Below are 23525 nucleotides of genomic sequence, written 5' to 3'. Positions count from 1 at the left end.
GCCGCTACCCGGCTGTCCCGATCCGCAGCGTCAGCGTGCGGGCCTCCGGACGAAGCGCGAAGTCCGGCCAGACGTCCGGGCCGCAGGCCCGTGAACCCAAACCGTGCTGGGCAGCGTCCAGGTAAAGGTAGCTGTGCTCACTCCGGGGCAACTCGTGGGGATGGGCGGCGGCGCTGACCTCCTGTGCGGTGTGACGGGCCAGGGTGAAGCCGGGCCGGCGCCCGCGGGAATCCGGCACTGTCTCGATTTTCAGCCAGGGCGCGCCCGCGTTGTTCAGCTCGAGTGAACGCACGGCACTGCGGTGCCCGCTTTCCTGCGGCTTCGCGTACGGGACTCTGAGGTCGTCGATTGCTGCCGAATACCGCCCGATCAGTGCCGCGTGCATGCTGTCCGGATACGATTCCCGCGGTCCGGCGCCGAACCAGGAGGCGCCGTCCACGGAGTCGGGCAAATCGAAACTGACCCCGATGCGCGGCCAGATCATGTTCCAGCCGGCACTGGGAACGATGTCCAGGCGCAGCCACAGCTCGCCATCCGCGAGCTGCCAGTGCTCTTCGACCGTTACGGAGTCGGCGCTGTCCGCGGGTGCGTACCGCGTCCGGACCACTACTGATTCGTCGTTCGCCGCGACCTTTTCCACCCGGGCAGTCAGGCGGTCCAAGCCTGCTGTCCGCCACACCTCGGCCGACGGCGGGGCCGGCACGCCAATTCCGTTGTTCAGCCACGGGTCGGCGAGATCGTAACTGCCGTGGCCCGCTCCGCCGTCGTTGTCCGTCGGTGCACGCCAGAGCTCCAGGCGGGGACCGGCCACCGACAAACCGCCAAGCGACACAAGCCGGCCCTCCTCGAAGACCGCGGGTCCGAGGGTTACCGTTCCGGCCCCAGCGGAACCGGCACCCGCAGACCCGGCCGCCAGGCTGCCTGTCCTGCCGGCGGAAGCCATGGGGCGCGGGACCTGAACGGACGGCGCAGGCGCCGAGAGATCCAGCTGGGCGGCCGAAATCACGTGCCCGGCCGGAGCCCAGCCGGTGTCCTTGCGGAGTACGGCTTCAACGGTGAGCCAATGCTCGCCGCTCCCTGTGACAGCAAACCCCGGCAACTCCAGGGTCACTGAGTCGCCTGCCGCAAGAGCCTGGCCGGAGGTGCCGGCCACTGGCAGTTCGCCTGAGTCGCTGCGGACCCCATCCACTTCCGTCCGCCACTGGAACACGACGTCGGACGAGTCCGCCGAGTGCCGCAGGTTGGCGACCGTGCAGAACCGCCGTGCACCGCCGTCGGACGCTGTTCCAACGGCCACCTCGGTGCCGAAGCCCAATCGGATCGGCGCCACGATCTGCTTGTATTCGAAAAGTCCCGGGCTCGGTGTCGAATCGGAGAGAACCATTCCGTCCATCACGAAGTTGCCATCGTGGATGACCTCGTTGAAATCGCCGCCATAGGCGAAGAATTCCGTTCCGTCTGCCGTGCGTGTGCGGATGCCGTGGTCACGCCATTCCCAAACGAAGCCACCGTGCAGCCGTGGGTAGCGGTCAACGAGGTCCTCATATTGGTCGATGGCGCCGGGGCCGTTGCCCATCGCATGAACGTACTCGCACAGGATGAAGGGTTTGGTCCGCTGGCGTGCCGACTCGGCGGCGGAACAGCCGAGCAGCAGCGAGCCCGAGCCGTCCCGTCCGATCGCTTCAGTCTCGGGCACAGAGGAGTACATCCGCGAATAGACGTCCGTGTAGGCGCCGCTGTAATCACCCTCATAGTGCACGGGGCGTCCGGTGTCGCGGGCGTGGGCCCACGCGGCCATGGCGGCGAGGTTGGCGCCTGTGCCTGCCTCGTTGCCGAGCGACCACATAACGATGGAGGGGTGGTTCTTGTCGCGCTCGATGGTGCGCTCGATTCGGTCCACGTAGGCTTCGCGCCAGGCGGGATCGTCGCTGGGATTCCCGGCCCACTGCTGAGTATGGAATCCGTGCGTTTCGAGGTCGCACTCAAGAATCACCCAGAAGCCCATTTCATCAGCCAGGTCCAGCAACCGGGGATGCGGGGGATAGTGGCTGGTGCGGATCGCATTGACGTTGAACTGCTTCATAAGGGCCAGATCGGCGCGGGCAAACTCTTCGTCGAAGACGCGGCCCCGGTCTGGATGGGTCTCATGCCGGTTCATGCCGTGGAACACCACACGCCGGCCGTTCACGAGAAAGCGGTCCCCCACAATTTCAACCGTGCGGAAACCGAGGCGTAGGGAGAGCGTTTCGGCAGCGCTGCCCACCGTTGCGTCGTACAGCCGCGGGATCTCGGCAGACCACGGTTCGACGGCGTTGATCGCCACCGGGGCAACGTCCGCAGCAGAGTTCCACGTGACGTTGACGTCCAGCTCCGGAACGGACAGCGTCACCGGAAAGGCGTCGCCCTTTGCCATGATTTCAGGGTCAATGGTGCCGGCGCCGGAATGACCGGAGCCGCTGAACGAGGTGCGCAGCCAGACGTCCTCGATCCCGCCCGCCGGCCGTGCCTGGAGCGTCACATCGCGGAAGATGCCAGGCAGCCACCACTGGTCCTGGTCTTCGACATAGCTCGACGCCGACCACTGGTGCACCCGCACGGCGAGCACGTTGGATCCCGGGCGTACCGCATCGGTTACATCGAATTCCTGAGCCAGCCGGCTCCCGACGCCGACGCCGATCTGAATCCCGTTAATCCACGCCTTGTACCGCGATTCGACGCCGTCGAACCGCAGCAAGATCCGCTCGGCTTCGGTCCATGCCGCCGGCAGTTCGAAGGTGCGCCGGTAGTCGCCGGTGGGATTCTCGTCGGGGACGTTGGGTGCATCGGTTGGAAAGGGGAACTGGACGTTGGTGTAAATGGGCCGCCCGTAGCGGCCGTCGCCTTCCAGCACCCAGTGGGCCGGGACAGCGATCTCGTCCCACGACGAGTCATCGAATGTCTCCTCGGCGATGCCGTCGAGAGCCTCGCCGGCGGGCAGGACGCCGCGGCCCCCGGGGGTTCCGGGTGCACCAGGCAGGCGCCGGAAGCGCCAATTGCCGTTGAGCGACTGGGTGGGCGCAGTGGTGTGCAGCCAGGAGCGGGCGGCCGTCCGACGGCCCGAACCCGGTCCGCGGTCAGTTATGTAGGAAACATCGGCGGTGCGGCCGGACGCTGTGGACTGGGACATTACTGGTCTGTTCCTTCTGTAAGCCCGCCGCGCCGGAAGCGCATGCCGGGGACTGTGATGGCCGGCACATCGGGAGTCGATACGAGACAGGCTAACACAAAATTCGAGCGAGCACTCGAATTTTGTTTCGATCGGATATTTTCCGCCTGTACACTGGCATGCCATGACCACAAACGAGGCGGGGCGGCCGTCCCGGCGGGGACCATATGCGAAGTCGACGGAACGCCGGCAAGCCATACTTGTTGCCGCGCACGCAGTCTTTGCGGCCCACGGGTACCGCGGGGGCTCCTTGCAGGATGTTGCAGACCACCTCGGAATGAGCCAGACGAGCCTCCTGCACTACTTCCCGTCGAAAAGCGATCTGCTGCTTGCCGTGCTCAACTGGCGCGACTCGAATACCGGAGATGGCACAACGCCGCCCGATCCCGGGGAAGGGCTCGTTGACGCCGTGATCCGCCAGGCCCGATTCAACGAAGAAGTCCCGGGCGTCATTGAGTTGTACACCGTGCTGTGCGCGGAATCAGTCACGGACGGCCATCCGGGGCGCGAATTTTTCACCGAACGATTTGACCGGCTGCGGGGGAGCTACGCCCGTCGGTTCACGCAGCTCGCAGAGGAAGGGCGGCTGCGCCCCGGTGTGGAACCGGAAGTCGCCGCGGCATCCTTGATTGCCCTGTGGGACGGCATCCAGACACAGTGGCTGCTGTCGCCCAACAGCGTCGATATGGCAAAGTGCCTGCGCGGCTACCTTGAGCTGGTCATCCTGCCCGATTAGCCACGCGGGGCAGGCATGTTTACCGGAACGCGCCGAGGCCGGTGATGTGTTGACCAAGGACGAGCATGTGGACCTCGTCGGTTCCCTCGTACGTGCGGACTGACTCCAGGTTGGCAGCATGCCGCAGCGGCGAATAGTCCAGCGTGATGCCGTTGCCGCCGAGGATGGAACGGGCTTCCCGGGCGATCTTTATGGCCTCGCGCACGTTGTTCAGCTTGCCCAGCGAGATCTGCTCGGGCCGCAGCTTCCTTTCGTCTTTGAGGCGCCCCAGGTAGTAGGCCAGCATGGTGCCTTTCTGGATCTCCAGCAGCATATTCACCAGCTTTTCCTGCGTCAGCTGGTACCCGGCCAGCGGCTTGCCGAACTGCAGCCGGTCCTGCGAATACGCCAGGGCGGCCTCGTAGGAATCACGCGCGGCGCCCATGGAACCCCAGACGATCCCGTAGCGGGCCTCGTTCAGGCACGTGAACGGTCCGCGAAGGCCCAGCGCGCCCGACAGCATGGCCTCGGGTGCCAGCCGGACGCCGTCGAACGCCACATCGCACTGGATGGAAGCGCGCATGGAGAGTTTCTGCGCGATGGGGGTGGTGGTTACGCCCGGCGTGCCGGCCGGCACCAGGAAGCCGCGGACGCCGTCGTCGGTTTTGGCCCACACCACCATCACCCCGGCCACGGACGCCAGCCCGATCCAGCGTTTGGCGCCGTCCAGGACCCAGCCGGCGTTGTCCCCGTTACCGTCCCGGCGGGCAAAAGTGGTCATCGAGGACGGATCCGAGCCCGCCGTGGGTTCGGTCAAGGCGAAGCAGCCGATCACTTCGCCGGCAGCCATCCGGGGGAGCCACTCCTGCTTCTGGTCCTCCGAACCCCATTTGTGGATGGCTGTCATGGCCAGGGATCCCTGCACCGAGACGAAGGTCCGGATCCCGGAATCGCCGGCCTCGAGTTCCATCGCGGCCAGGCCGTATTCGACGGCGGACCGGCCCGGGCAGCCATAGCCTTCCAGGTGCATCCCCAGCACGCCCAGCTCGCCGAGCTCGGGAGCCAGCTCCAGCGGAAAGACGGCGTCATCATACCAGCGGGCGATGTTTGGTTTGATCCGCTGGTCGGTGAAGTCGCGGATCCGCTGCCTGAGTGCTCGCTCGTCCGCGCTCAGCAGCGCGTCAAGGGCCAGAATGTCCGACGGGTCCGGTGCGGCAGTTACTTCGGCAGTGACATCAGCGTCGCTCATCTGAGTATCTTAGGCCGACGTCGGTGCGGCAGCAGCGGCCGTGGGCTCCCCGGTGAAATACTCCCGCGTTGACGGCAGGAACCGGCAGACAACGGCAAGGACCACACCCAGTGCCAGGAGGACCACGCCGCTGATAAACGCCCCGCCGACGCCGAAGATCTGGGTGTCACCGTAGGCCGGATCCCACATCTGGACGGCGGAAATGAAAAAGGCCGCGGTGAGAATCAGTGCACCGAGCAGCGGAAAGATGCCCCGGAACCAGAGGTTGCGGGCCGATTCCCGCAGCGTGCCGCGGAAATACCAGAAGCACGCGAAGCCGGTCAGTGCATAGTAGAACGCGATGAACAGGCTGATGGCGCCGATGGAATCGGAAAGCAGGTTTTCGCTGAGAAAGCTCATGGCCACGTAATACACCACGGCTGCTGCGCCCATGACCTGGGTGGAGAATCCGGGGGTCTGGTTTCGGGTGTGGACTTCGCCGAACTTCGGCGGCAGCGCGCCGTGCACACCCATCGACAGGGTGCCGCGGGCCGTTGGCAGGATGGTGGTCTGCGTGGACGACAGGACCGAGGCCAGCACTGCCACCACAATCAGCCAGCCCCACGGACCCAAAACAACGTCCTTCATGGCCAGGAAGACGTCGGCCTGGTTCGCTTCGTTGCCCAGGCCAATGCCCTCGGTACCCACGGTGGCGTACATCATCACCAGGAGGGCTACCGAGACGTAGATGGCCACCAGGACAAAAGCTGAAATGACGGCGCCGCGGCCGGGAGTGACTGACGGGTTTTCGGTCTCCTCGTTCACCGCCAGGCAGGTATCCCAGCCCCAATAGATGAACAGGGCAAGGAGCGCCCCGTGCACCACGGCGCCCGCATCGGCGAAGGCTCCGGCTGGGTTGAACCACTCGACGTCGAAGGCCTGGCCCTCGGGCGCACCGCCCGCGATCCGGATAATGATGGCCAGGGCGAAGATGCCGAGCGATACGTACTGCACGTAGGTCAGGACCCGCTGGACGTGCTCGCCCAGCCGGATGCCCCGGTAGTTCACCAGGGTCATAAAGACGATGAACAGCACACCGGTGGCCGTGACCACCACCTTGTTTTCGGCCAGTGAGCCGTCGCCGATCAGCAGCCACAGGTACTGGCCTGCCACTTGCGCCAGGTTGGCCAGGACCACGATGCCGGCCAGGCCAACTCCCCAGCCGCCCAGCCAGCCCGCCCAAGGACCGAACGCCCGGCGGGACCAGGTGAACGTGGTGCCGCAGTCCGGCATGGCGCTGTTCAGCTCACGGAACCCGTAGGCGATGAACAGGACAGGGATGAACCCGAGGACCAGGATCAGGGGAGTGTAGGTTCCGTTCACGGCGACGATCAGGCCCAGCGTGGCGGCCAGCGAATACACGGGCGCCGTGGACGCGAGGCCCAGCATGACCGAGTCGCCGAGGTCCAGGATTCCCGCGTGGAGCCCCTTGGCGGGGACGGCACCGCCGGAACCGCCGCCCGCCGTCGTCGTCTCCGCACTCATACGGTCACCGGGCTCGGGAAGGTCAAGGGGCTCATAGTGCGATACCTGCTTTGCTGGAGTGCGCCTGCGCTGAAAGCGGCGCCGGGGCGTCAATGGTGTTGGGCACAAAACGGCAGAAATAATCGGTGATGGGGCCCTTCGATTCGCGGATCCCGCAGCCCACGGACTCGCCGTCCACCACCCAGAGGCCAAGGACGGGGTGGTTGCCGGCGAAGTCGGGCAGCGCGTGGAACTGCTGGTAGCACCAGCCCTCACGGCCGTACCCGCCGGGCTGCTCCAAGCTGATGCCCGGAGCGTGGATTTTGATGTTGTCGCCTTCGCGCCCGTGCAGCGGCTTGGCCACCCATTCTTTCAGGGGTCCGGGTTCGTTCAGGTAGGCGGGCAACAGGTTGGGGTGGTCCGGGTACAGATGCCACAGCGCGGCCAGCAAGGCCTTGTTGGAGAGCAGCATCTTCCATGCAGGCTCCACCCAGCGGGGATTGTGCGCTCGCTGCAGCAGCCGGTGCCCGAACGGTTCTTTCATCATCAGCTCCCACGGGTACAGCTTGAACATGGTGCTGATCATGAAGTTGTCCAGGTCCACAAAGCGGTTCAGGTTGGGATCCCAGCCGATATCGGACATGTTGATGCCGATGGTGGTCCAGCCCGCCTGGCTGGCCACGTCCCGCATGTATCCGGCCGTCATCCAGTCCTCGCCGGACTCCTCAGCCTCCGAATGGGCAATGTGCAGCGTGCTCATGCCGGTGCGGTACTGCATTTTCTTCCACTGCCGGATCAGGGCTTCGTGAATGCCGTTCCACTGGTCCTTGTCGGGGAATACGTCCTGCAGCCAGAACCATTGCGCCACCGCGGCCTCGATCAGGCCCGTGGGGGTGTCGGCGTTGTACTCCAGCATCTTGGCCGGTCCGCCCTGGCCGTCATAGATAAAGTCGAAGCGGCCGTAGACATCCAAGTCAGCGGCCTGCAAAGACTCAGCCGCGAGCTCCAGTGCCTGCGGGCCGATGCCGATGTTCCCCATGGCGCCGGTGGCCAGGAACCTGGCCGCCTCCAGGCACATTCTGTGCATGTCCTCGGCTGTGACCTCCAGCGTCTCCACCTCGTCCATGGTGAATTCGTAGTAGGCAGCCTCGTTCCAATATTCAATCTTCTTACCGTCGGGCATGGTGGTGGTGGAGAAGACCAGGCCCTGCTCTTCGATCTTCTGCTTCCAGTCAGGCCTGGGCTCCGATAACAACCGCTTCACGCCTAGCCCCCCGTGCTTCCGCCCTTGGAGCTGCTGCCAAAGCCGCCCCTGCTGACTGTTCCGCCCTTAGTGCTGTACCCGGTGGAAGCCTTGGCGCCGCTGGGGATGGTGCTGGTGTAACTCGGGTACGAGGACCGGTTTTGGCCTACCCCGGGAACGCTGGCGCCGCGGGAGTAGAAGTACCATGCATAGAGTGCGCCACTGCGGCCGGCGGAGCTGTTGCACTGAGTATCTTCCACGCGCTCGCCGGTTTCGTCGTTGAAGCAGACCTGGGCGTAGTCGGCCTCATCCTGGTTGCTGGCCACAACAGCGGTGATGGTGCCGGCAAGGAGGGCCGTGACTCCCAACCCCACCACGACGGTCCGCCGCTGGGAACGCTTTTTTTGCGCGGCGGCTTCATGGGCCTGGCGCTCGCGGTCACGGGCGAAGGGATCAACCGTAGGAATAGGTTCGTTCAGGAGTTCAGGGCGCAGTTCCGGCTTGGGAACCTGCCAGGGCGGCGGCTTCGGCACGCCGTGATCCTTGCCTTGACCGGCGACCTGGTCTTTGGGCTGGTCTCTGTCCGGACCGTTGCCTTGGCCCTTTTCCGGGTCCATGACGTCCCCCTGGTAGTCCATGCTGAATGTGGGCGCAACTGTGCGCCGGAAGCTCAATCCTGAGTTCAGCCTAGCCGCTGCCCTGGCTGGCTGCGAGCGGAAACCGGGGGCAGAAGTCCCCACCCTGCCGCCCAGTCCCAATGCGGGCCCGGGAACCTACACTGGAGCCATGGAAACCGCATCCGTGCTGGCCATCTGCCGCGTCCACCAACTTCTCGCCACTGAGGGGAGCGTGGGGGTGACGGCTATCGACAAGCGCCCGGTGGAGGGCCCGGTCCGTGTCCATCGGCTGGGCCTGCACGGCGATGTCCAGGCGGACCGGATCAACCACGGCGGGGAGGACCAGGCCATCTACGCCTACTCCCAGGACGACGCGGACTATTGGGCCGGCGAGCTCCAGCGGGACCTCCCGCCCGGGATCTTCGGCGAAAACCTTCGCGTGGCCGGCATCGACACCACCGGCGCCGTCATCGGGGAGCGCTGGAAGATCGGACTGGACGTGGAACTGGAAGTCACTTCTCCGCGCACGCCCTGTGCCACCTTCCAACAGCGCTTTGACGAACCCCGCTTCGTCAAACGCTTCACGGAGGCCGGGCGCGTGGGCGCCTACCTCAGGGTGATCCGCACCGGCAGCATCCAGGCCGGGGACCACATCCACCGCTTCTTTGTGCCCAACCACGGCATTACGGTGGGCAAATGGTTCAGCGAGCCTGACCTGGAGTCCATGGAACTCCTCCGGGACGCCGACGCCGACCGCGAGATCCGCCTGCAGCAGCCCGAATTCGACCAGAAATTCGAAGCCTTGCTGCGGCGTTCACGCGGGTAACGGCCCAGCTGAGTGGCTGGCAGGGGAGCCATGTGCGCAAGCTCACCGCCGTCGTCGTACGTTCAATTAGCCGCAAAGCGGATCTGTACCTTACACTTGAAACATCCCCCACTCCGGAAATCCCTTATTCCTGCCCAATTTTTGAGGCAGGACTGGCAAGTGTTGGGGCCCGCTATTGTGATGCGGGCATTTTCATAGGGAGAGCCGGCTAAAGAAAACGCTGTACAGACTGCTGAGATAGCAGCCAAGAGATGCAGCGGGAAGTCCTGCCACGGGATTGCGAAAGCGCCGGACTTCTAAGTGACCGGCCGGTCAATGTATGCCCGGCACCCACGGCACACGTACTGCGGCTCCGCTCACCTCGGGTTGTGCCGCCTGGCCCCCTATGGATGAGGAAATTTCCCTATGCCCGAAAATCAAAATGACGCCACCGTTGAAGCAGTAACTGTCGAAACCGTCGCCGTCGAATTCACCGAGGCCGTTGCCCCCGCAGCAGAGCCCGCCGTCACTGAAGCCGAAGCCCCCGCCGCTCCCGCCAAGGTTGAAGAAGCTCCCGTAGCCAAGGCTGAAGAAGCTAAGACCGAAGCAGCACCCGCCAAGGCTGAGGAAGCCGAAGAAGAGGGCGTCAAGTTCGCCGATCTCGGTATCGATGCCCGCGTCCTCGCTGCGCTGCAGGATGTCGGCTACGAAAAGCCTTCCCCCATCCAGGCAGCAACCATCCCTCTGCTGCTTGAAGGCCGCGACGTTGTGGGCCTCGCCCAGACCGGCACCGGTAAGACTGCAGCATTCGCAGTACCGGCCCTGTCCCGTCTGGCCGAGCTCCACGACCTTAACGGCCCGTCCCGCAAGACCCAGGCCCTGGTCCTGGCTCCGACCCGCGAGCTCGCGCTTCAGGTCGCCGAGGCCTTCACCTCATACGCCAAGCACATCGATGACTTCACCGTCCTCCCCGTCTACGGCGGCTCCGCTTACGGCCCCCAGCTCGCCGGCCTGCGCCGCGGTGCCCAGGTTGTTGTCGGTACTCCGGGCCGTGTGATCGACCACATCTCCAAGGGCTCCCTGGACCTGTCCGAGCTCCAGTACCTGGTGCTGGACGAGGCTGACGAAATGCTGCGCATGGGCTTCGCTGAAGACGTGGAACAGATCTTCCAGCAGACTCCGTCGGACCGCCAGGTTGCACTGTTCTCGGCCACGATGCCGAGCCAGATCCGCCGGATGTCCAAGCAGTACCTGAACAACCCGGCCGAGATCTCGGTCAAGTCCAAGACCACCACCGGCGCCAACACCCGCCAGCGGTACCTGCAGGTTATGGGCCCGCACAAGCTTGACGCCCTGACGCGCATCCTCGAGGTTGAAGAGTTCGACGGCGTTATCGCCTTCGTGCGCACCAAGATGGCTACCGAGGACCTGGCTGACAAGCTGAAGGCCCGCGGCTTCCAGGCTGCCGCCATCAACGGCGACATCCCGCAGCAGCAGCGCGAACGCACTGTCGAGGCGCTGAAGGAAGGCCGCATCGATATCCTGGTGGCCACCGACGTCGCCGCCCGTGGCCTTGACGTTGAGCGCATCAGCCACGTGGTCAACTACGACATCCCGCACGACACCGAGTCCTACGTCCACCGCATCGGCCGCACCGGCCGTGCAGGCCGTTCCGGCGACGCCATCCTGTTCATGACGCCGCGGGAGAAGTACCTGCTGCGTTCCATCGAGAAGGCAACCCGCCAGCCGGTAGAGCAGATGCACCTGCCCACGGCCGAGACCGTCAACACGCTGCGCCTGGGCAAGTTCGCCGAGCGCATCACGGAGACCCTCGAGTCCGAGGACGTTGCCGCGTTCCGCGACCTCATCTCCTCCTACGAGGAAGAGCACAACGTGCCGGCCTCGGAGATCGCTGCTGCGCTGGCCGTGATGGCCCAGGGCGGTCAGCCTCTGCTCGTCAAGGAACTGGCCGCAGCTCCCGATTTCCAGAAGCGCGAGCGCTCCAAGGACGGCTTCGGCTCACGTGGCCCCACCCGTACGCTCACCGAAGGCAATGCCACCTACCGGATCGCCGTCGGACGCCGCCAGCGCGTTATGCCGGGCTCCATCGTGGGCGCCATTGCCAACGAAGGCGGCATCTCCTCGGCCAACATCGGCGGCATCGACATTCGCGCCGACCACTCCCTCGTGGAGCTCCCGGCAGACCTTAGCGCCGACCAGCTGAAGGCGCTGTCCCGCACCCGGATCGGCGGCGAGCTGATCCACCTCGAGCTGGACAACGGCCGCAAGCCCTCCGGCGACGGCGAACGTGGCGGCTACCAGGGCAACCGTGGCGGCGACCGCGGCGGTTACCAGGGCAACCGTGGCGGCGGCGACCGCGGCGGTTACTCCGGCGGCGGCGCCGGCGGTGGCGACCGTGGCGGCAACTTCAAGGGCAACGGCGGGTTCAAGAAGGAATTCCGCAAGACCGACGGCGAGCGTAGCTCCGCTGACCGTGGCGGCCGCTCCTTCAGCGACCGCAACGAGCGCAGCGTGGGCACAGACGCGGCACGCAAGCCGCGCACCGAAGGCGGCTTCAAGCCCCGCAACAAGTGGTAACCACTGCTTTCTAAAGTGAACTGAGAACGGGCTGGCTGTCTGCCGGCCCGTTCTGCTTTAACCTTGCCGCTTATGTTCGCTTGGTCACATGTCCTCAGGGATCCGTCTCCGGGCCCGTGCATGGTCCGCCCGAAGGCCCCAGGAGTCCCGTATTTCCGGCATTTTTGGCCCCTTTCGCACCGTTCTGGAGCCGATTTGTTGGTGGCCAAATCTTCCGGTAGAGTATTTACTCGTTGCCCCCCTAGCTCAGTGGTAGAGCGCGTTCTTGGTAAGAACGAGGTCACCGGATCGATTCCGGTGGGGGGCTCTGGATGAGGGCCTGTGTCAAGGCGGTTTTTGACCGGCTTGGCGCAGGTTTTTCTCATTCGTGGCGGTGTAGCTCAGTTGGTTAGAGCGCACGACTCATAATCGTGAGGTCGGGAGATCGAGCCTCCCCACCGCTACATAGAAAACCCCCGGATTCCTTGAGATTCCGGGGGTTTTTGGCGACTATAATAGTTCGCACTGCCCGGGGTTAACGCGACAGCACGGTTTGAGCTGATTTTCGGCCTGCGAGGCGCAGTTCCAGATCATTCATGACCAACGCTGCCAGATCCTGCAGAGTGGCCGTTTCTGCCGGCGTCATCGTCCGCGGGGCGATGTCGAGGATGCACAGGGTTCCTAGGTTATAGCCCTCGCGGGTCCTCAGCGGTGCGCCGGCGTAGAAACCGAGGCCGAAATCTCCGGCGACTAGGGGATTGGAGAGTGTCCGTGGGTCTTCGGGTGCGTTCTCCACGACCCAGACCTCGCCCTGCATGATGGCTGACGCGCAAAGGCCCGGGTCCCGGTTGACTTGCGCGACCGTGGTCCCGTGGTGGGACTTGAACCAGATGCGATCATGATCGACGATACTTACGATTGCTATCGGGACGTTGAAAAGCCTTGCTGCCAGTGCGGTGATTCTGTCGAAGGTGCCGTCCGGCGGGGTGTCCAGGACCCGGTATCGGTGCACCGCGGCCATGCGGTCGGCTTCGTCGTCGGGAATGATGGAGGGGTCCACCTTGCGTTTGCCCCGGCCCGCTGAGACCCGCTCAGCGAGTGACATGGACACTTCGCGGGCTGCGGGTCGGTCCAACGGGTCGGCCGCGGTCATGGCGGCAAGCAGTGTCTTCCAGTCCTGATCCATGTCGGCAGGAATGGGAGGGTCCTGGAACAGCCGGGCGACGGCGCTCTGCAGTGGGTCCCCGGGGTAGGCTGCCTTTCCGGCCAGGCACTCCAGCAGGACCAGGCCGAGGGAATAAACATCGCTGGCCGGAGTAACAGGTTCAGCGCGTGCCTGTTCCGGGCTGAGGTAGGCCGCGGTCCCCAAAAACGCACCGTCCGCATCTTTGGGTGTTTCTGAAATGCGCGCGATTCCGAAATCGGTCAATTTCGCCCGCATTCTCGCGGCGTCATTATGGTAGTCAAAGATCATGATATTGCCTGGTTTGACGTCCCGGTGGATGACATCATTGCGATGGATATAGGCTAAAGCGTCCGCGAGGTCACGCCCTATTTGTGCGGTGTGGCGCGCGCCAAGAGGGCCGCTGCCAAGCCGCTGCTTCAGATCCGGTCCATCGATCAGTTCCATCACCAGGTAGACCCTGGGCCGGCCAGGGACGGAGCGGTCTACGCCGGCGTCCAAAAGGGTGACCAGGCCGTGATGATGCATGCGGGCCAGGATCTTCACCTCATCGTCGTCCGCGCCTGCGCCGCTGGTGCTGCGGGCTGGTTTCCTGATGATTTTGACAGCTACGTCACGCCCAAGGAATTCATCCACGGCCCGATACACGGTGGCCATCGCGCCGGAGCCTATCCGCTCCAGGACGCGGTAACGGCCGCCGAGGAACATGTCTGAGCGGCTGCTGTCCGGAGTGATCACTCAGCAACCTTACTTTCTTGGGTTGCCCGGCGCTAAAGCATCCACTAGCCTGCCAATCCGCAGGGTCTGATACCGCGTTCCCGGCGGTATCTATCCAACGGCGGGCGGGCGGCGGCACAATGGGCCGTATGGGCCAGCTTTTCTACTCAGGCATCGCGTCCCTGGACGGCTATGTGGCGGACCGGGACGGCAACTTCAACTGGAGTGAGCCGGACGAGGAGGTGCATACCTTCGTCAACGATGTCGAACGCGACGTAGAAACCTACCTCTACGGCCGCCGTATGTACCAGGTCATGTCGGTGTGGGAAACCATGGATACTCCCGATCTCCCGGCCTATATCCGGGACTATGCGCGGATGTGGCAGAGGGCAGAGAAAGTTGTCTATTCCACCACCCTCACCGCCGCATCCACGGCCAAAACCGGGATTGAGCGGATTTTTGCTCCCGAGGCCGTCCGGGACCTGAAGAACGTCACTGACGGGAACATCAGCATCGCCGGCCCCACCTTGGCGGCCGCCGCGCTCCGGGCAGGACTGGTGGAGGAATGCCGTTTGTTCCTTAACCCGGTGGCAGTGGGAGGAGGCCGGCGATTCCTGCCGGACGGGCTGGGCCTGCGGCTTGAACTCCTCGAAGAGCACACCATTGGAAACGGCGTGGTCTACCTCCGTTACCGCACGCTCTCCTGACGGCGGCCAGGACTGCTGTCCACATACCGCCGGCAAATGCGCCTGCCCGCCGCCGCGAGGGGCAGAATGGGGGCATGACCCGCATCGTTATCATCGGCGGCCACGGCAAAGTGGCCCTCCACCTGTCCGCGCTTCTTACAACCGAAGGTCACAGCGTCACATCGATCATCCGCAACCCGGACCATGCGGTCGACGTCGCTGCAACCGGAGCTACGCCGTCAGTACTGGATGTTGAAAATTCGACGACGGCGGCAATCGCCGACGCCCTCAGGGACCATGACGCCGTGGTCTGGTCCGCCGGGGCCGGGGGAGGAAGTCCGGACCGCACTTATGCGGTGGACCGTGACGCAGCCATCCGGTCCATGGACGCGGCGGCGGAAGCCGGCGTCGGGCGGTACATCATGGTGTCCTACCTCGGCGCGGGACCGGACCATGGAGTCCCGGCAGAGAACAGCTTCTTTGCCTACGCAGACGCCAAAGCAGCGGCGGATGACTACCTGCGTGGCACCACACTGGCCTGGACCATCCTGGGCCCCGGGACGCTGACGGATCAGCCGGGGACGGGGCTTATCGAGGTGGATCCCAGCAGGGAAGGCAACGGGGCAACCTCCCGCAGCAATGCGGCAAGTGTGGCAGCCGCCGTGCTGGACCTGCCCGGAACGGCGGGAAAGACCATCGAATTCCGCGACGGCACCCTGCCTATCGCGGCGGCGCTTGAGCCGCAGCCGTAGCCGAGGGGACTGCCATTATCACCAGGCTGGTGGCCTCGATGGCGGCGCGCAGCGGGGTAACCCTCGTGGTGCCGTTCGCGGCAGGAAGTGGTGCTGGCGCGCAATGAAACTGACATGGACCCCGAAGTGGCGGACAGGGTGTTGCGGCGGCTGGACCTGCGGACCATGATCATGCCGGAATAACTTACGCCGGAACCGCGAGCTCCAAGTCCAGGGTGTTCTTCTCCACGTGGTCGAGGGCGCACCGGACGGCTCCCACGGTCACGATCGAGTCCCCCAACGGCGAGACCGCCACGCGCGGGGGAATCTTCAGCGCCACGGCATCGCCGTCCGCCGCGGCAGGTGTTCCGCAAGATCATCTTCCCGCTGCTGGCCCCCATGAACGCCACGGTGGGCATCTTCGCTTTCCTGGGCTCGTGGAACGACTTTCTGCTGCCGCAGATGATGATCGCCGACCCGTCGCTGCAGACCCTCCCCGTGGTCCAAATGCTGTTCCAGGGCGAATTCAACACGGACTACAGCCTCGCGTTCGCGTCCTACCTGATGGCCATGGCGCCCACACTGGTGGTTTACATCCTGGCCCAACGTTGGGTACTGTCCGGAGTCATGCGCGGGGCCGTTAAATAGCCAGACTTATTCACCCAGCAAGAACAACCCAAACAAGAGAAAAGGATCATCCTTTGTCCACCACTGCCATGCTGGCAACCCTGTCCGATTCCGACCGTCTGGCCGATCCCAACTGGTGGCGCCAGGCCGCGGTTTACCAGATCTATCCCCGCAGTTTCTCCGATTCAAACGGGGACGGCATGGGTGACATCAAGGGCATCACGGCCAAGGTCCCCTACCTGCGGGAACTGGGCATCGACGCCGTATGGCTCAGCCCGTTCTACCCGTCAGCCCTCGCCGATGGTGGATACGATGTTGACGATTACCGCGACGTGGACCCCAAACTGGGCACGCTGGCGGACTTCGACGAGATGGCCAAAGCGCTGCACGCCGCCGGCATCAAGCTGATCGCCGACATTGTCCCCAACCACTCCTCGAACCGGCACAACTGGTTCAAGGAGGCACTCGCCTCGCCGAAGGGTTCCGCCGCGCGCGAGCGCTACATCTTCCGTGACGGTAAAGGACCCAACGGCGAATTTCCGCCGTCGGACTGGGACTCCGTCTTCGGCGGACCCGCCTGGGAACGCATCATCGAGCCCGACGGAACCCCCGGGCAGTGGTACATGCACATCTTCGCCAAGGAGCAGCCGGACCTGAACTGGGCCAGCCGCGAGGTCCGCGATGACTTCCTGAAGACCCTGCGTTTCTGGTCCGACCGCGGCGTGGACGGATTCCGCGTGGACGTTGCCCATGCCCTTACCAAGGACCTCACCGAGCCGCTCCTCTCCAAGCTGGAGCTGACCGAGGCCAACACCGGTACCGACGGGTTCGACGACGGTTCGCACCCGTTCTGGGACCGGGACGACGTGCACGACATCTACGTCGAATGGCGCGAAGTCTTCAACGAATACAACCCGCCACGCACCGCCGTCGCCGAAGCCTGGGTGCATGCCACCCGCCGTGCCCGCTACGCCAGCCCGGAGGGCCTCGGCCAGGCCTTCAACTTCGACCTGCTCCAGGCTGACTTCAACGCCGAGGATTTCCGCGAAATCATCACCCGCAACCTCGCCGAAGCCGCCGCGACCGGCGCTTCCTCCACCTGGGTTTTCTCCAACCACGACGTCGTCCGGCATGCCACACGCTACGGCCTGCCCAAGACGTCCGCACGCAGGAAGCACGCCAAGGGCCAGGACGGGAAGGACTGGCTGCTGGCCGGCGGCCCCAAGGAGGAATTGGACGTGGAGCTCGGCGAGCGCCGTGCCCGCGCCGCCACCCTGCTGATGCTCGCGGTTCCCGGTTCCGCCTACCTGTACCAGGGCGAGGAACTGGGACTGCAGGAAGTGGCAGAGATTCCCGACGCTGAACGCCAGGACCCCGCCTTCTTCCGGAACAAGGGTGTTGAGGTGGGCCGTGACGGCTGCCGCGTGCCGCTGCCGTGGACGGTTGAGGGGACCTCCTTCGGCTTTGGCGACGGCGGCGCGCACCTGCCGCAGCCGGATTGGTTCAGCAAGTACGCGGTGGAGGCGCAGGACGGGGCCGAAAACTCCACCCTGGAGCTGTACCGCACGGGCCTGAAGCTGCGCCGGAATCTCCAAGCCGGGGAGGAGCTGGAATGGGTGGAGACCGGTTCCCCGGATGTCCTGCATTTCCGACGCCCCGGCGGCTGGCAGTCCGTTACCAACTTCGGGGACACCGCCGTCGAACTGCCGGGAGGAGCGCTGCTGGTGAGCAGCTCAGCGATGGAAGACGGCAAACTGGGCGCCAACAGCACCGCCTGGCTGCGCTGATGCAGGAACTCATCTACGGCTGCATGGGCCTGGGCGGCCGCTGGACCGACGAACCGCACGGAACCGAACATGTGGACCAAGCCGCTGCCGCCGTCGAGGCCGCACTGGATGCCGGCATTACGCTGTTCGACCACGCGGACATCTACCGCAGCGGCAAGTCTGAAGCGGTGTTCGGCGAGGTGCTGGCGGCAACGCCCGGGCTGCGCGACCGGATCCGGCTGCAGACCAAGTCCGGGATCCGCCTCAACGAACGCGGGCTGGCCACGCACTATGACCTCAGCCGGGAATCCATCCTGGAACGGGTGGACGGCAGCCTGAAGAGACTGCAGACGGACTACGTGGACGTCCTCCTGCTGCACCGCCCGGATCCCCTGACGGACCTGGCGGAGGTGGCGGCCGCCGTCGGGCAATTGCTGGCTGACGGCAAGGTGCGGGCGTTGGGGGTGTCCAACATGTCCGGCGCGCAGATCGATGCGCTGCAGGAACGGCTGGAGGTGCCGGTGGTGGCCAACCAGCTGGAGATGAGCCTGCTGAAGCGGGCCTGGCTGGAGAGCCAGGTGCTGGTGAACCATCCGGAATCGGTGGATTACAGCTTCCCGCACGGGACTCTGGAATACTGCAGCAGCAACGGCGTCACCGTGCAGGCTTACGGTGCGCTGGCGCAGGGCCTGTACACCGGGGCAGCTCCGGAAAACCCGACGGCGGCCGAGACTGCCGCGGCCGCGATGGTTGCGGAGCTTGCCGGTCAGTACGGCACCACGGGGGAGGCTGTCCTTCTGGGATGGCTGATGAAGCATCCGGCTGGCATCGCGCCCGTGATCGGCACCGTTAATACGGCGAGAATCGCGGCCTGCGCGGACGCCGCCCGCGTTGCGGAGGCCATGACCCGGGCCGACTGGTACGGGCTATGGGTTGCGGCACGGGGCAGCACCCTCCCCTGAGCCCCGGTGATCGAGCCTGTCGAGATCCAGAGTTTTGACACTAGCTCGTCAGGCTCGATCACGGGGGAAGCCTTATGAGTTGGTCACGGCAAGACGGAACGCTGATGGTAAGTGTCAGAGGCCGTGGTTCGTCAGGGCTTCCATCACCTGATCGATGGTCGGAACGCCGGCAAGACCGTCTGGCGTGAGGTAGATCCTGCAGGCTAGATCGCCGGCCGGCGCCCCGGCGGGAAAGATGTCAGCCCCGTCTGCCGTGATCGTTGGAGAACCGGCAAAGCCTGTCCCGGCCGTATCTGCCGAAGTCTTGATGCGCCGCATATGGACGCGGATGTCCTGGCGACCCAAGGCTACCAGGGCGGCTTCCACCTGCTCGAGTGCTTTTGCCACATTCGGGCAGTCATCGATGTGCAGGAGTTCTATTCTCACTTTACTGCCGGTACTCGATTCGGCTACGGCGCAGCAGCCGGAAGCATGGCTTTGCGCAACATCCGACTTCCGGGATGCCGGATCGAGCAAATCGGCCGGTCCGGTTCCCGGCTCAGGGACGGCGCAGCAAACGTCCCCTTTCCAGGCGTTGAGGCCTTCGCGAGTGGCGATCCCGGCGATGATCAGTGCCGCGCCGGCGTCTGCCCACCACCATCCCAGTGCGCTGTTGAGAACCAGGCCCACCAGCAGAACGGCGGACAGATATGTGCATAGCAGGGTCTGTTTTGAATCTGCGACCGCGGTTCGGGAGCCAAGTTCTCGGCCCGCTCGGCGTTGGAGCCAGGACAGGACGGGCATGATGGCCAGGGACAGGGCAGCGATCAGAATACCGGGGCTGGAATGTTGTGCCTGGTCGCCTCCGGACAGGGTCCTGACCGAGTCCGCGGCGACGAACAGTGCGAGGGCGAAGAAGGATATCGCGATGAGCCGCAGGGTGATGTGCTCGCGCCGTTCCGGGTCCCGCGCGGAAAACTGCCAGGACAGGGCGACCGCGGAAGCGACCTCGATCAACGAATCAAGCCCGAATCCGACGAGGGCCGAGGAACCGGCCAAGTTGCCCGCCCACAATGCGACCACGGCCTCAACGACGTTGTAGGTGATCGTCGCGGCCGCGAACATGCGGATGCGGCGGCTCAGGACAACACGGCGGTCAGCGGTCGGCCCACTTTGAATTCCCGTGGTCACGCCAGGCACGTCCCGTCGGGTGCGCAGCAGGCAGGATCCACGGACAGCACTACGCCCAACAGATCCATGATCGCGTGGCCCAGCCGTGCATCAGCAAGCTCATACCGGGTCCGCCGGCCGTCCGGGACGGCCACCACCAGGCCGCAGCCCCGCAGGCATGTCAGATGATTGGACATGCTCTGCCGCGAGACGCCCAGTGAATCGGCCAGGTCGGACGGGTATCCGGGCACATCCGCCAAGGCGAGCAGAATCCGCGCCCGGGTAGGGTCGGAGACCGCGTAGCCGAACCGGGCCAGAACCGGGGCACGTACAAGGGTTTCCATCAGTCAATAGTACAGCCAGGAATGTATTCACGGATATATGTATTCAAGGCGGATTTTCAGACAGCGTTGCGTGGTGCGAACATGATTACGACCACCCCGAGCAGGCAGATCACGGAGCCGGTGACATCCCACCGGTCAGGCCGGAACCCATCGAAGATCATGCCCCAGATCAGTGATCCGGCCACGAACACTCCTCCGTAGGCGGCGAGTATCCGGCCGAAGTGGGCGTCCGGCTGCAGGGTCGCGGCGAAGCCGTAGATCCCGAGGGCGAGCACTCCCAGGCCCGCCCACCACCAGTCCTTGCCCTCGCGGACAGACTGCCAAACGAGCCAGGCCCCACCAATTTCGGCCGCGGCGGCGAGGATGAACAACAGAACTGTTTTTGCGATAGTCACGGATTCATCATTGCAGGGCGATTGCCGAGCGTCCTGCCGGTGCGGCTGTGTTGAAAGTTTCCCGCAGCTTGGGTGACCTGGACCTTGAAGCGGCTGAGTTGGCTCGGCACGGACTAGGGGCGATCCGTATGACACACTGCCCGGGACGCGCCAAACCTGCGGTCTGGTGGAGGCGGAGGCTGGGTCCATTCTCGGGAAACACGGTGGCCTGGATCGTCCAGATTCCAGCGCTCTCCGTGGAGTTGATGAGAGCGTTCAGGAGGGCTTTGCCGAGACCAAAGCCGCAGGCTTCCGCGGTCACGTAGATGGAGTGTTCCACTACTCCTGCGTAGGCCGGTCGGGAGGAAGTGGGCGATGCCGCGGCCCAGCCCAGGACTTGACCGTAGGTGGATGCTGCGACGTGGCGGTGGCCGGGCAGCCTGGACCGGTCGAACGAGTCCCAGTCAGGGGCTTGCGTTTCGAAGGTTGCCTGGCCGGTGTCGATACCTTCCTGGTAAATCCGCCGGACTGACGGCCAGTCGGGCGGCTCCATGTTCCGCAGGGTCACCGTGGAGGTCATAAGTTGGCCAGGATGCCGGCGGCGGCGTCGAGGGCGCCGGGGACGAGGGAGTAGTAGGCCCAGGTGCCGCGTTTTTCGCGGTGCAGCAGCCCTGCCTCCACCAGGATTTTCAGGTGGTGGGAGACCGTGGGCTGGCCCAGGTCCAGCGGTGCCGTCAGGTCGCACACGCAGGTTTCGCCGGAAGCATCGGCCCTGACGATGGAGAGCAGCCGCAGCCGGTTCGGATCGGCCAGTGCCTTGAAGACCAGGGCTTTCTGCTGCGCTTCCTCGGCCCCCAGCGCTGTCGGCCCTGCCGGAGTGCGGCAGTCGTCATCCGTGGCCTGGTCGAGGAGGGGCGCCAAGTTCATGTACCCATTATGCCTCAATATTGACTGTCATCAATATATGGGCATTGCGGTTCCGTCGCGGCTCGGCTGCCGGGGGCACCCGGCCCGGCCGGCCGGTGACGTACTAGGAGCTGGCCTTTTCCGACGAGCGCGGAAGGACGACGTCGTCCGCATAGTTCGCGGCGGAGGGGAACAGGAAGAGCAGCAGCCCCAGACCTACGGCTGCCCCGAGCAGCTGCGCCACCACGAAGCCGGGGACGGAGCCCGGCGCGATGCCGGCGAAGGTGTCGCTGAAGATGCGGCCGACCGTCACGGCCGGGTTGGCGAACGACGTCGAGGACGTGAACCAGTAGGCGGCGCCGATATAGGCACCTACCGCCGGAGCCGCAAGGGCTCCCCGGTTGGTCGCGGCCAGGGCGAAAATCAGCAGGACGAGTCCTGCGGTGGCGACGACTTCACCCAACAGGTGCCCGGTGGTGGCACGGTCCTTCATCGAGATGGAGGTTCCCACCTCAAACATGGCGTTCGCGAGCGCGCTGCCGCCGACGGCACCCACGGTTTGTGCAATCGCGTAGGTGCCGAGCTCCGGCAGTGTCAACCCGGTACCGCGGCGCCGCCCCAGGACCCAGTCGACGAGCGAGACCGCGGGGTTGAAATGAGCGCCGCTGACGGGGCCGAGGATGAGGATCAATACAGTCAATCCCAGGAATGTGGCGGTGCTGTTCTGCAGTAGCTGTAGGCCCACGTCACCGGGGGATAGCTGCTGCGCCGCGATCCCGGAACCGACAACGATGGTGACGAGCAGGCCGGTGCCCAGCAGTTCGGCGACGGCGCGGCGCCACAGTGGCGGCTGATTGGAAGTCATGCCAACTAGCTTGACCCACGATATTATCTCAGTCAAAATTGAACCAATGAATACTGAGCCAGCTGAAGCCTTTCAGGCGCGGGTCGCCAAGCATGCCGCCCTCGCGGATCCCGCACGGCTGCGCATCGTGGACCTGCTGACACTGGGTGATCTTTCCCCGACGGAACTGCAGGCCGAGCTCGGGATGCCATCGAATCTGCTCTCCCACCACCTGCGCGCGTTGGAGGGGGCGGGCCTGGCGACCCGTCACCGCTCAGAAGCAGACAGGCGGCGCAGCTACTTCCGGCTCGCCGCCGGTGCGCTCGAAGGGCTCGCTCCGGGGGCCGGGCGCGGGGCCAGCCGCGTGCTTTTCTTGTGCACGCGGAACAGTGCCCGGTCGCAACTGGCCGCCGCGCTCTGGAAGCAGGTCAGCGGAATTCCCTGCATCTCGGCCGGAACGCATCCGGCGGGCAGTATTTCCCCGGGGGCCATCGATGTCGCCCGCCGGCACGGCGTGGCCCTGGCCCACGTTTCCCCGCGCCGGCTGGAGGATGTTGGGCGCGACGACGACTTCATTGTGACCGTGTGCGATAACGCCCATGAGGAGCTCTCCGGTCTTCGCGGTATCCATTGGTCAATTTCGGATCCCCTGCGACTGAACACCAGGGAGGCCTTTGACAATGCCTTTACCGACATTTCACACCGCGTCCGAGACCTGGCGCCCCGACTGCGTGCCGCCTAAACGAGATATTGACAAGCGTCAATATCTAATCCGACACTCACTGTATCGACAAGTATCAATGTTTGGATCCAAGGAGAACCACGTGAGCATCGAAACCGTCAAAAAGCCCTCCGTTCTGTTCGTCTGCGTCCACAACGCCGGCCGGTCCCAGATGGCCGCCGCCTTCCTCGCCACACTCTCCAACGGCGGGATCGAGGTCCGCTCCGCCGGTTCCCAGCCCGCCGGCAAGGTCAACCCGGCCGCCGTCGAGGCCATGGCGGAGCTCGGCATCGACATGTCTGCCGAGATCCCCAAGGTCCTCACCACAGAGGCCGTCAAGGAGTCCGACGTCGTGATCACCATGGGCTGCGGCGACGAGTGCCCTTACTTCCCGGGCAAACGCTACGAAGACTGGGTCCTGGAGGATCCGGCCGGCCAGGGCGTCGAATCCGTCCGCCCCATCCGCGACGAGATCAAGACCCGCATAGAAGAACTCATCGAGTCACTGATCCCGGCGAACAGCTGACGCCGCGGCAGAGCGTTTGCTGGAACCCACCGGTTGGGAGGCCCCCCGCCTGACGGCACTGCCTTGTGGCGGTGA

The 23525-nt window shown here is 64.9% G+C and carries 21 protein-coding genes, 2 tRNA genes and 2 pseudogenes; 12 read left to right on the top strand and 13 right to left on the bottom strand.

What is annotated here, in order from left to right; genetic code table 11:
* Window positions 1-4: 4 nt before the first annotated feature.
* Complete coding sequence (locus ACQCS0_RS15985; protein WP_426939847.1) at window positions 5-3166, bottom strand: glycoside hydrolase family 2 TIM barrel-domain containing protein; 3162 nt, start codon at window positions 3164-3166, stop codon at window positions 5-7.
* A 163-nt stretch (window positions 3167-3329) separates the two neighbouring features.
* On the opposite strand from ACQCS0_RS15985, the gene ACQCS0_RS15980 reads away from it, so the two are divergent.
* Window positions 3330-3941: a TetR/AcrR family transcriptional regulator gene (locus ACQCS0_RS15980; RefSeq protein ID WP_426938725.1), complete on the top strand. Its 612-nt coding sequence runs from the start codon at window positions 3330-3332 to the stop codon at window positions 3939-3941.
* A 19-nt stretch (window positions 3942-3960) separates the two neighbouring features.
* Here the strand turns inward: ACQCS0_RS15980 and ACQCS0_RS15975 are convergent, their stop codons facing one another.
* The 4 genes from ACQCS0_RS15975 to ACQCS0_RS15960 are packed head-to-tail and all read right to left on the bottom strand — an operon-like array spanning window position 3961 to window position 8553.
* Entirely contained in the window at window positions 3961-5169 is a 1209-nt protein-coding gene (locus tag ACQCS0_RS15975) for an acyl-CoA dehydrogenase family protein (RefSeq protein WP_354153260.1), read from the bottom strand.
* Window positions 5170-5178: 9 nt separating this feature from the next.
* Entirely contained in the window at window positions 5179-6693 is a 1515-nt protein-coding gene (locus tag ACQCS0_RS15970) for an APC family permease (RefSeq protein ID WP_354153261.1), read from the bottom strand.
* Window positions 6694-6724: 31 nt separating this feature from the next.
* Window positions 6725-7936, bottom strand: a complete 1212-nt coding sequence (locus tag ACQCS0_RS15965; RefSeq protein ID WP_354153262.1) for a glutathionylspermidine synthase family protein — start codon at window positions 7934-7936, stop codon at window positions 6725-6727.
* 2 nt (window positions 7937-7938) lie between these two features.
* The gene (locus ACQCS0_RS15960; protein ID WP_426939846.1) at window positions 7939-8553 is read right to left on the bottom strand and encodes a Tat pathway signal protein; all 615 of its coding nucleotides are present in this window, start codon (window positions 8551-8553) and stop codon (window positions 7939-7941) included.
* A 148-nt stretch (window positions 8554-8701) separates the two neighbouring features.
* On the opposite strand from ACQCS0_RS15960, the gene ACQCS0_RS15955 reads away from it, so the two are divergent.
* From ACQCS0_RS15955 to ACQCS0_RS15940, 4 genes are all read left to right on the top strand, one after another.
* On the top strand, window positions 8702-9358 hold the full coding sequence (locus ACQCS0_RS15955) for an MOSC domain-containing protein (RefSeq protein WP_354153264.1): 657 nt from the start codon (window positions 8702-8704) through the stop codon (window positions 9356-9358).
* Between the two features lie 405 nt (window positions 9359-9763).
* On the top strand, window positions 9764-11935 hold the full coding sequence (locus ACQCS0_RS15950) for a DEAD/DEAH box helicase (protein WP_354153265.1): 2172 nt from the start codon (window positions 9764-9766) through the stop codon (window positions 11933-11935).
* Window positions 11936-12170: 235 nt separating this feature from the next.
* A tRNA-Thr gene (locus ACQCS0_RS15945) sits at window positions 12171-12242 on the top strand.
* A gap of 62 nt (window positions 12243-12304) precedes the next feature.
* A tRNA-Met gene (locus ACQCS0_RS15940) sits at window positions 12305-12378 on the top strand.
* 71 nt (window positions 12379-12449) lie between these two features.
* On the opposite strand, the gene ACQCS0_RS15935 is transcribed toward ACQCS0_RS15940, so the two are convergent.
* On the bottom strand, window positions 12450-13835 hold the full coding sequence (locus ACQCS0_RS15935; RefSeq protein ID WP_426939845.1) for a protein kinase domain-containing protein: 1386 nt from the start codon (window positions 13833-13835) through the stop codon (window positions 12450-12452).
* 128 nt (window positions 13836-13963) lie between these two features.
* Here ACQCS0_RS15935 and ACQCS0_RS15930 point away from each other — a divergent pair, with 128 nt between their 5' ends.
* Together ACQCS0_RS15930 and ACQCS0_RS15925 are read left to right on the top strand one after the other, a co-directional pair.
* Window positions 13964-14521 (top strand): dihydrofolate reductase family protein, encoded by a 558-nt coding sequence (locus tag ACQCS0_RS15930; RefSeq protein ID WP_354153266.1) that lies wholly within the window; start codon window positions 13964-13966, stop codon window positions 14519-14521.
* Window positions 14522-14595: 74 nt separating this feature from the next.
* The gene (locus tag ACQCS0_RS15925; protein ID WP_354153267.1) at window positions 14596-15252 is read left to right on the top strand and encodes an NAD(P)H-binding protein; all 657 of its coding nucleotides are present in this window, start codon (window positions 14596-14598) and stop codon (window positions 15250-15252) included.
* A gap of 184 nt (window positions 15253-15436) precedes the next feature.
* Here the strand turns inward: ACQCS0_RS15925 and ACQCS0_RS15920 are convergent, their stop codons facing one another.
* A complete protein-coding gene (locus ACQCS0_RS15920; protein WP_354153793.1) occupies window positions 15437-15571 on the bottom strand; it encodes a hypothetical protein in 135 nt (44 codons plus the stop codon).
* Window positions 15572-15591: 20 nt separating this feature from the next.
* Between ACQCS0_RS15920 and ACQCS0_RS15915 the strand changes: the two are divergent.
* From ACQCS0_RS15915 to ACQCS0_RS15905, 3 genes and pseudogenes are all read left to right on the top strand, one after another.
* A pseudogene (locus tag ACQCS0_RS15915) lies at window positions 15592-15879 on the top strand (ABC transporter permease subunit); the annotation flags it as partial.
* Window positions 15880-15932: 53 nt separating this feature from the next.
* Window positions 15933-17645 carry a glycoside hydrolase family 13 protein gene (locus tag ACQCS0_RS15910; RefSeq protein WP_354153268.1) on the top strand — a complete coding sequence of 571 codons (1713 nt, stop codon included), beginning with the start codon at window positions 15933-15935 and terminating at the stop codon, window positions 17643-17645.
* The gene (locus ACQCS0_RS15905) at window positions 17645-18586 is read left to right on the top strand and encodes an aldo/keto reductase (RefSeq protein WP_354153269.1); all 942 of its coding nucleotides are present in this window, start codon (window positions 17645-17647) and stop codon (window positions 18584-18586) included. Before ACQCS0_RS15910 ends, ACQCS0_RS15905 begins: the two co-directional genes overlap by 1 nt.
* Before the next feature lie 453 nt (window positions 18587-19039).
* Here ACQCS0_RS15905 and ACQCS0_RS15900 read toward each other — a convergent pair.
* From ACQCS0_RS15900 to ACQCS0_RS15875, 6 genes and pseudogenes are all read right to left on the bottom strand, one after another.
* Window positions 19040-19690 (bottom strand): annotated as a pseudogene (locus tag ACQCS0_RS15900) (cation diffusion facilitator family transporter); the annotation flags it as partial.
* A gap of 62 nt (window positions 19691-19752) precedes the next feature.
* A complete protein-coding gene (locus ACQCS0_RS15895; RefSeq protein WP_354153270.1) occupies window positions 19753-20079 on the bottom strand; it encodes a winged helix-turn-helix domain-containing protein in 327 nt (108 codons plus the stop codon).
* A gap of 56 nt (window positions 20080-20135) precedes the next feature.
* The gene (locus ACQCS0_RS15890; protein WP_354153271.1) at window positions 20136-20474 is read right to left on the bottom strand and encodes a YnfA family protein; all 339 of its coding nucleotides are present in this window, start codon (window positions 20472-20474) and stop codon (window positions 20136-20138) included.
* A gap of 7 nt (window positions 20475-20481) precedes the next feature.
* A complete protein-coding gene (locus ACQCS0_RS15885; RefSeq protein WP_354153272.1) occupies window positions 20482-21033 on the bottom strand; it encodes an N-acetyltransferase family protein in 552 nt (183 codons plus the stop codon).
* A complete protein-coding gene (locus ACQCS0_RS15880) occupies window positions 21030-21380 on the bottom strand; it encodes a metalloregulator ArsR/SmtB family transcription factor (protein WP_354153273.1) in 351 nt (116 codons plus the stop codon). Before ACQCS0_RS15880 ends, ACQCS0_RS15885 begins: the two co-directional genes overlap by 4 nt.
* A gap of 103 nt (window positions 21381-21483) precedes the next feature.
* A complete protein-coding gene (locus ACQCS0_RS15875; RefSeq protein ID WP_354153274.1) occupies window positions 21484-22224 on the bottom strand; it encodes an MIP/aquaporin family protein in 741 nt (246 codons plus the stop codon).
* 46 nt (window positions 22225-22270) lie between these two features.
* On the opposite strand from ACQCS0_RS15875, the gene ACQCS0_RS15870 reads away from it, so the two are divergent.
* Together ACQCS0_RS15870 and ACQCS0_RS15865 are read left to right on the top strand one after the other, a co-directional pair.
* Window positions 22271-22945 carry a helix-turn-helix domain-containing protein gene (locus ACQCS0_RS15870; RefSeq protein WP_426939844.1) on the top strand — a complete coding sequence of 225 codons (675 nt, stop codon included), beginning with the start codon at window positions 22271-22273 and terminating at the stop codon, window positions 22943-22945.
* An 82-nt stretch (window positions 22946-23027) separates the two neighbouring features.
* The gene (locus ACQCS0_RS15865) at window positions 23028-23450 is read left to right on the top strand and encodes an arsenate reductase ArsC (RefSeq protein ID WP_354153276.1); all 423 of its coding nucleotides are present in this window, start codon (window positions 23028-23030) and stop codon (window positions 23448-23450) included.
* Window positions 23451-23525 lie beyond the last annotated feature (75 nt).

It is taken from the genome of Pseudarthrobacter sp. S6 (assembly GCF_050156575.1).
Lineage (GTDB): Bacteria > Actinomycetota > Actinomycetes > Actinomycetales > Micrococcaceae > Arthrobacter.
This window is presented reverse-complemented; position numbering and strand designations above follow the sequence as displayed.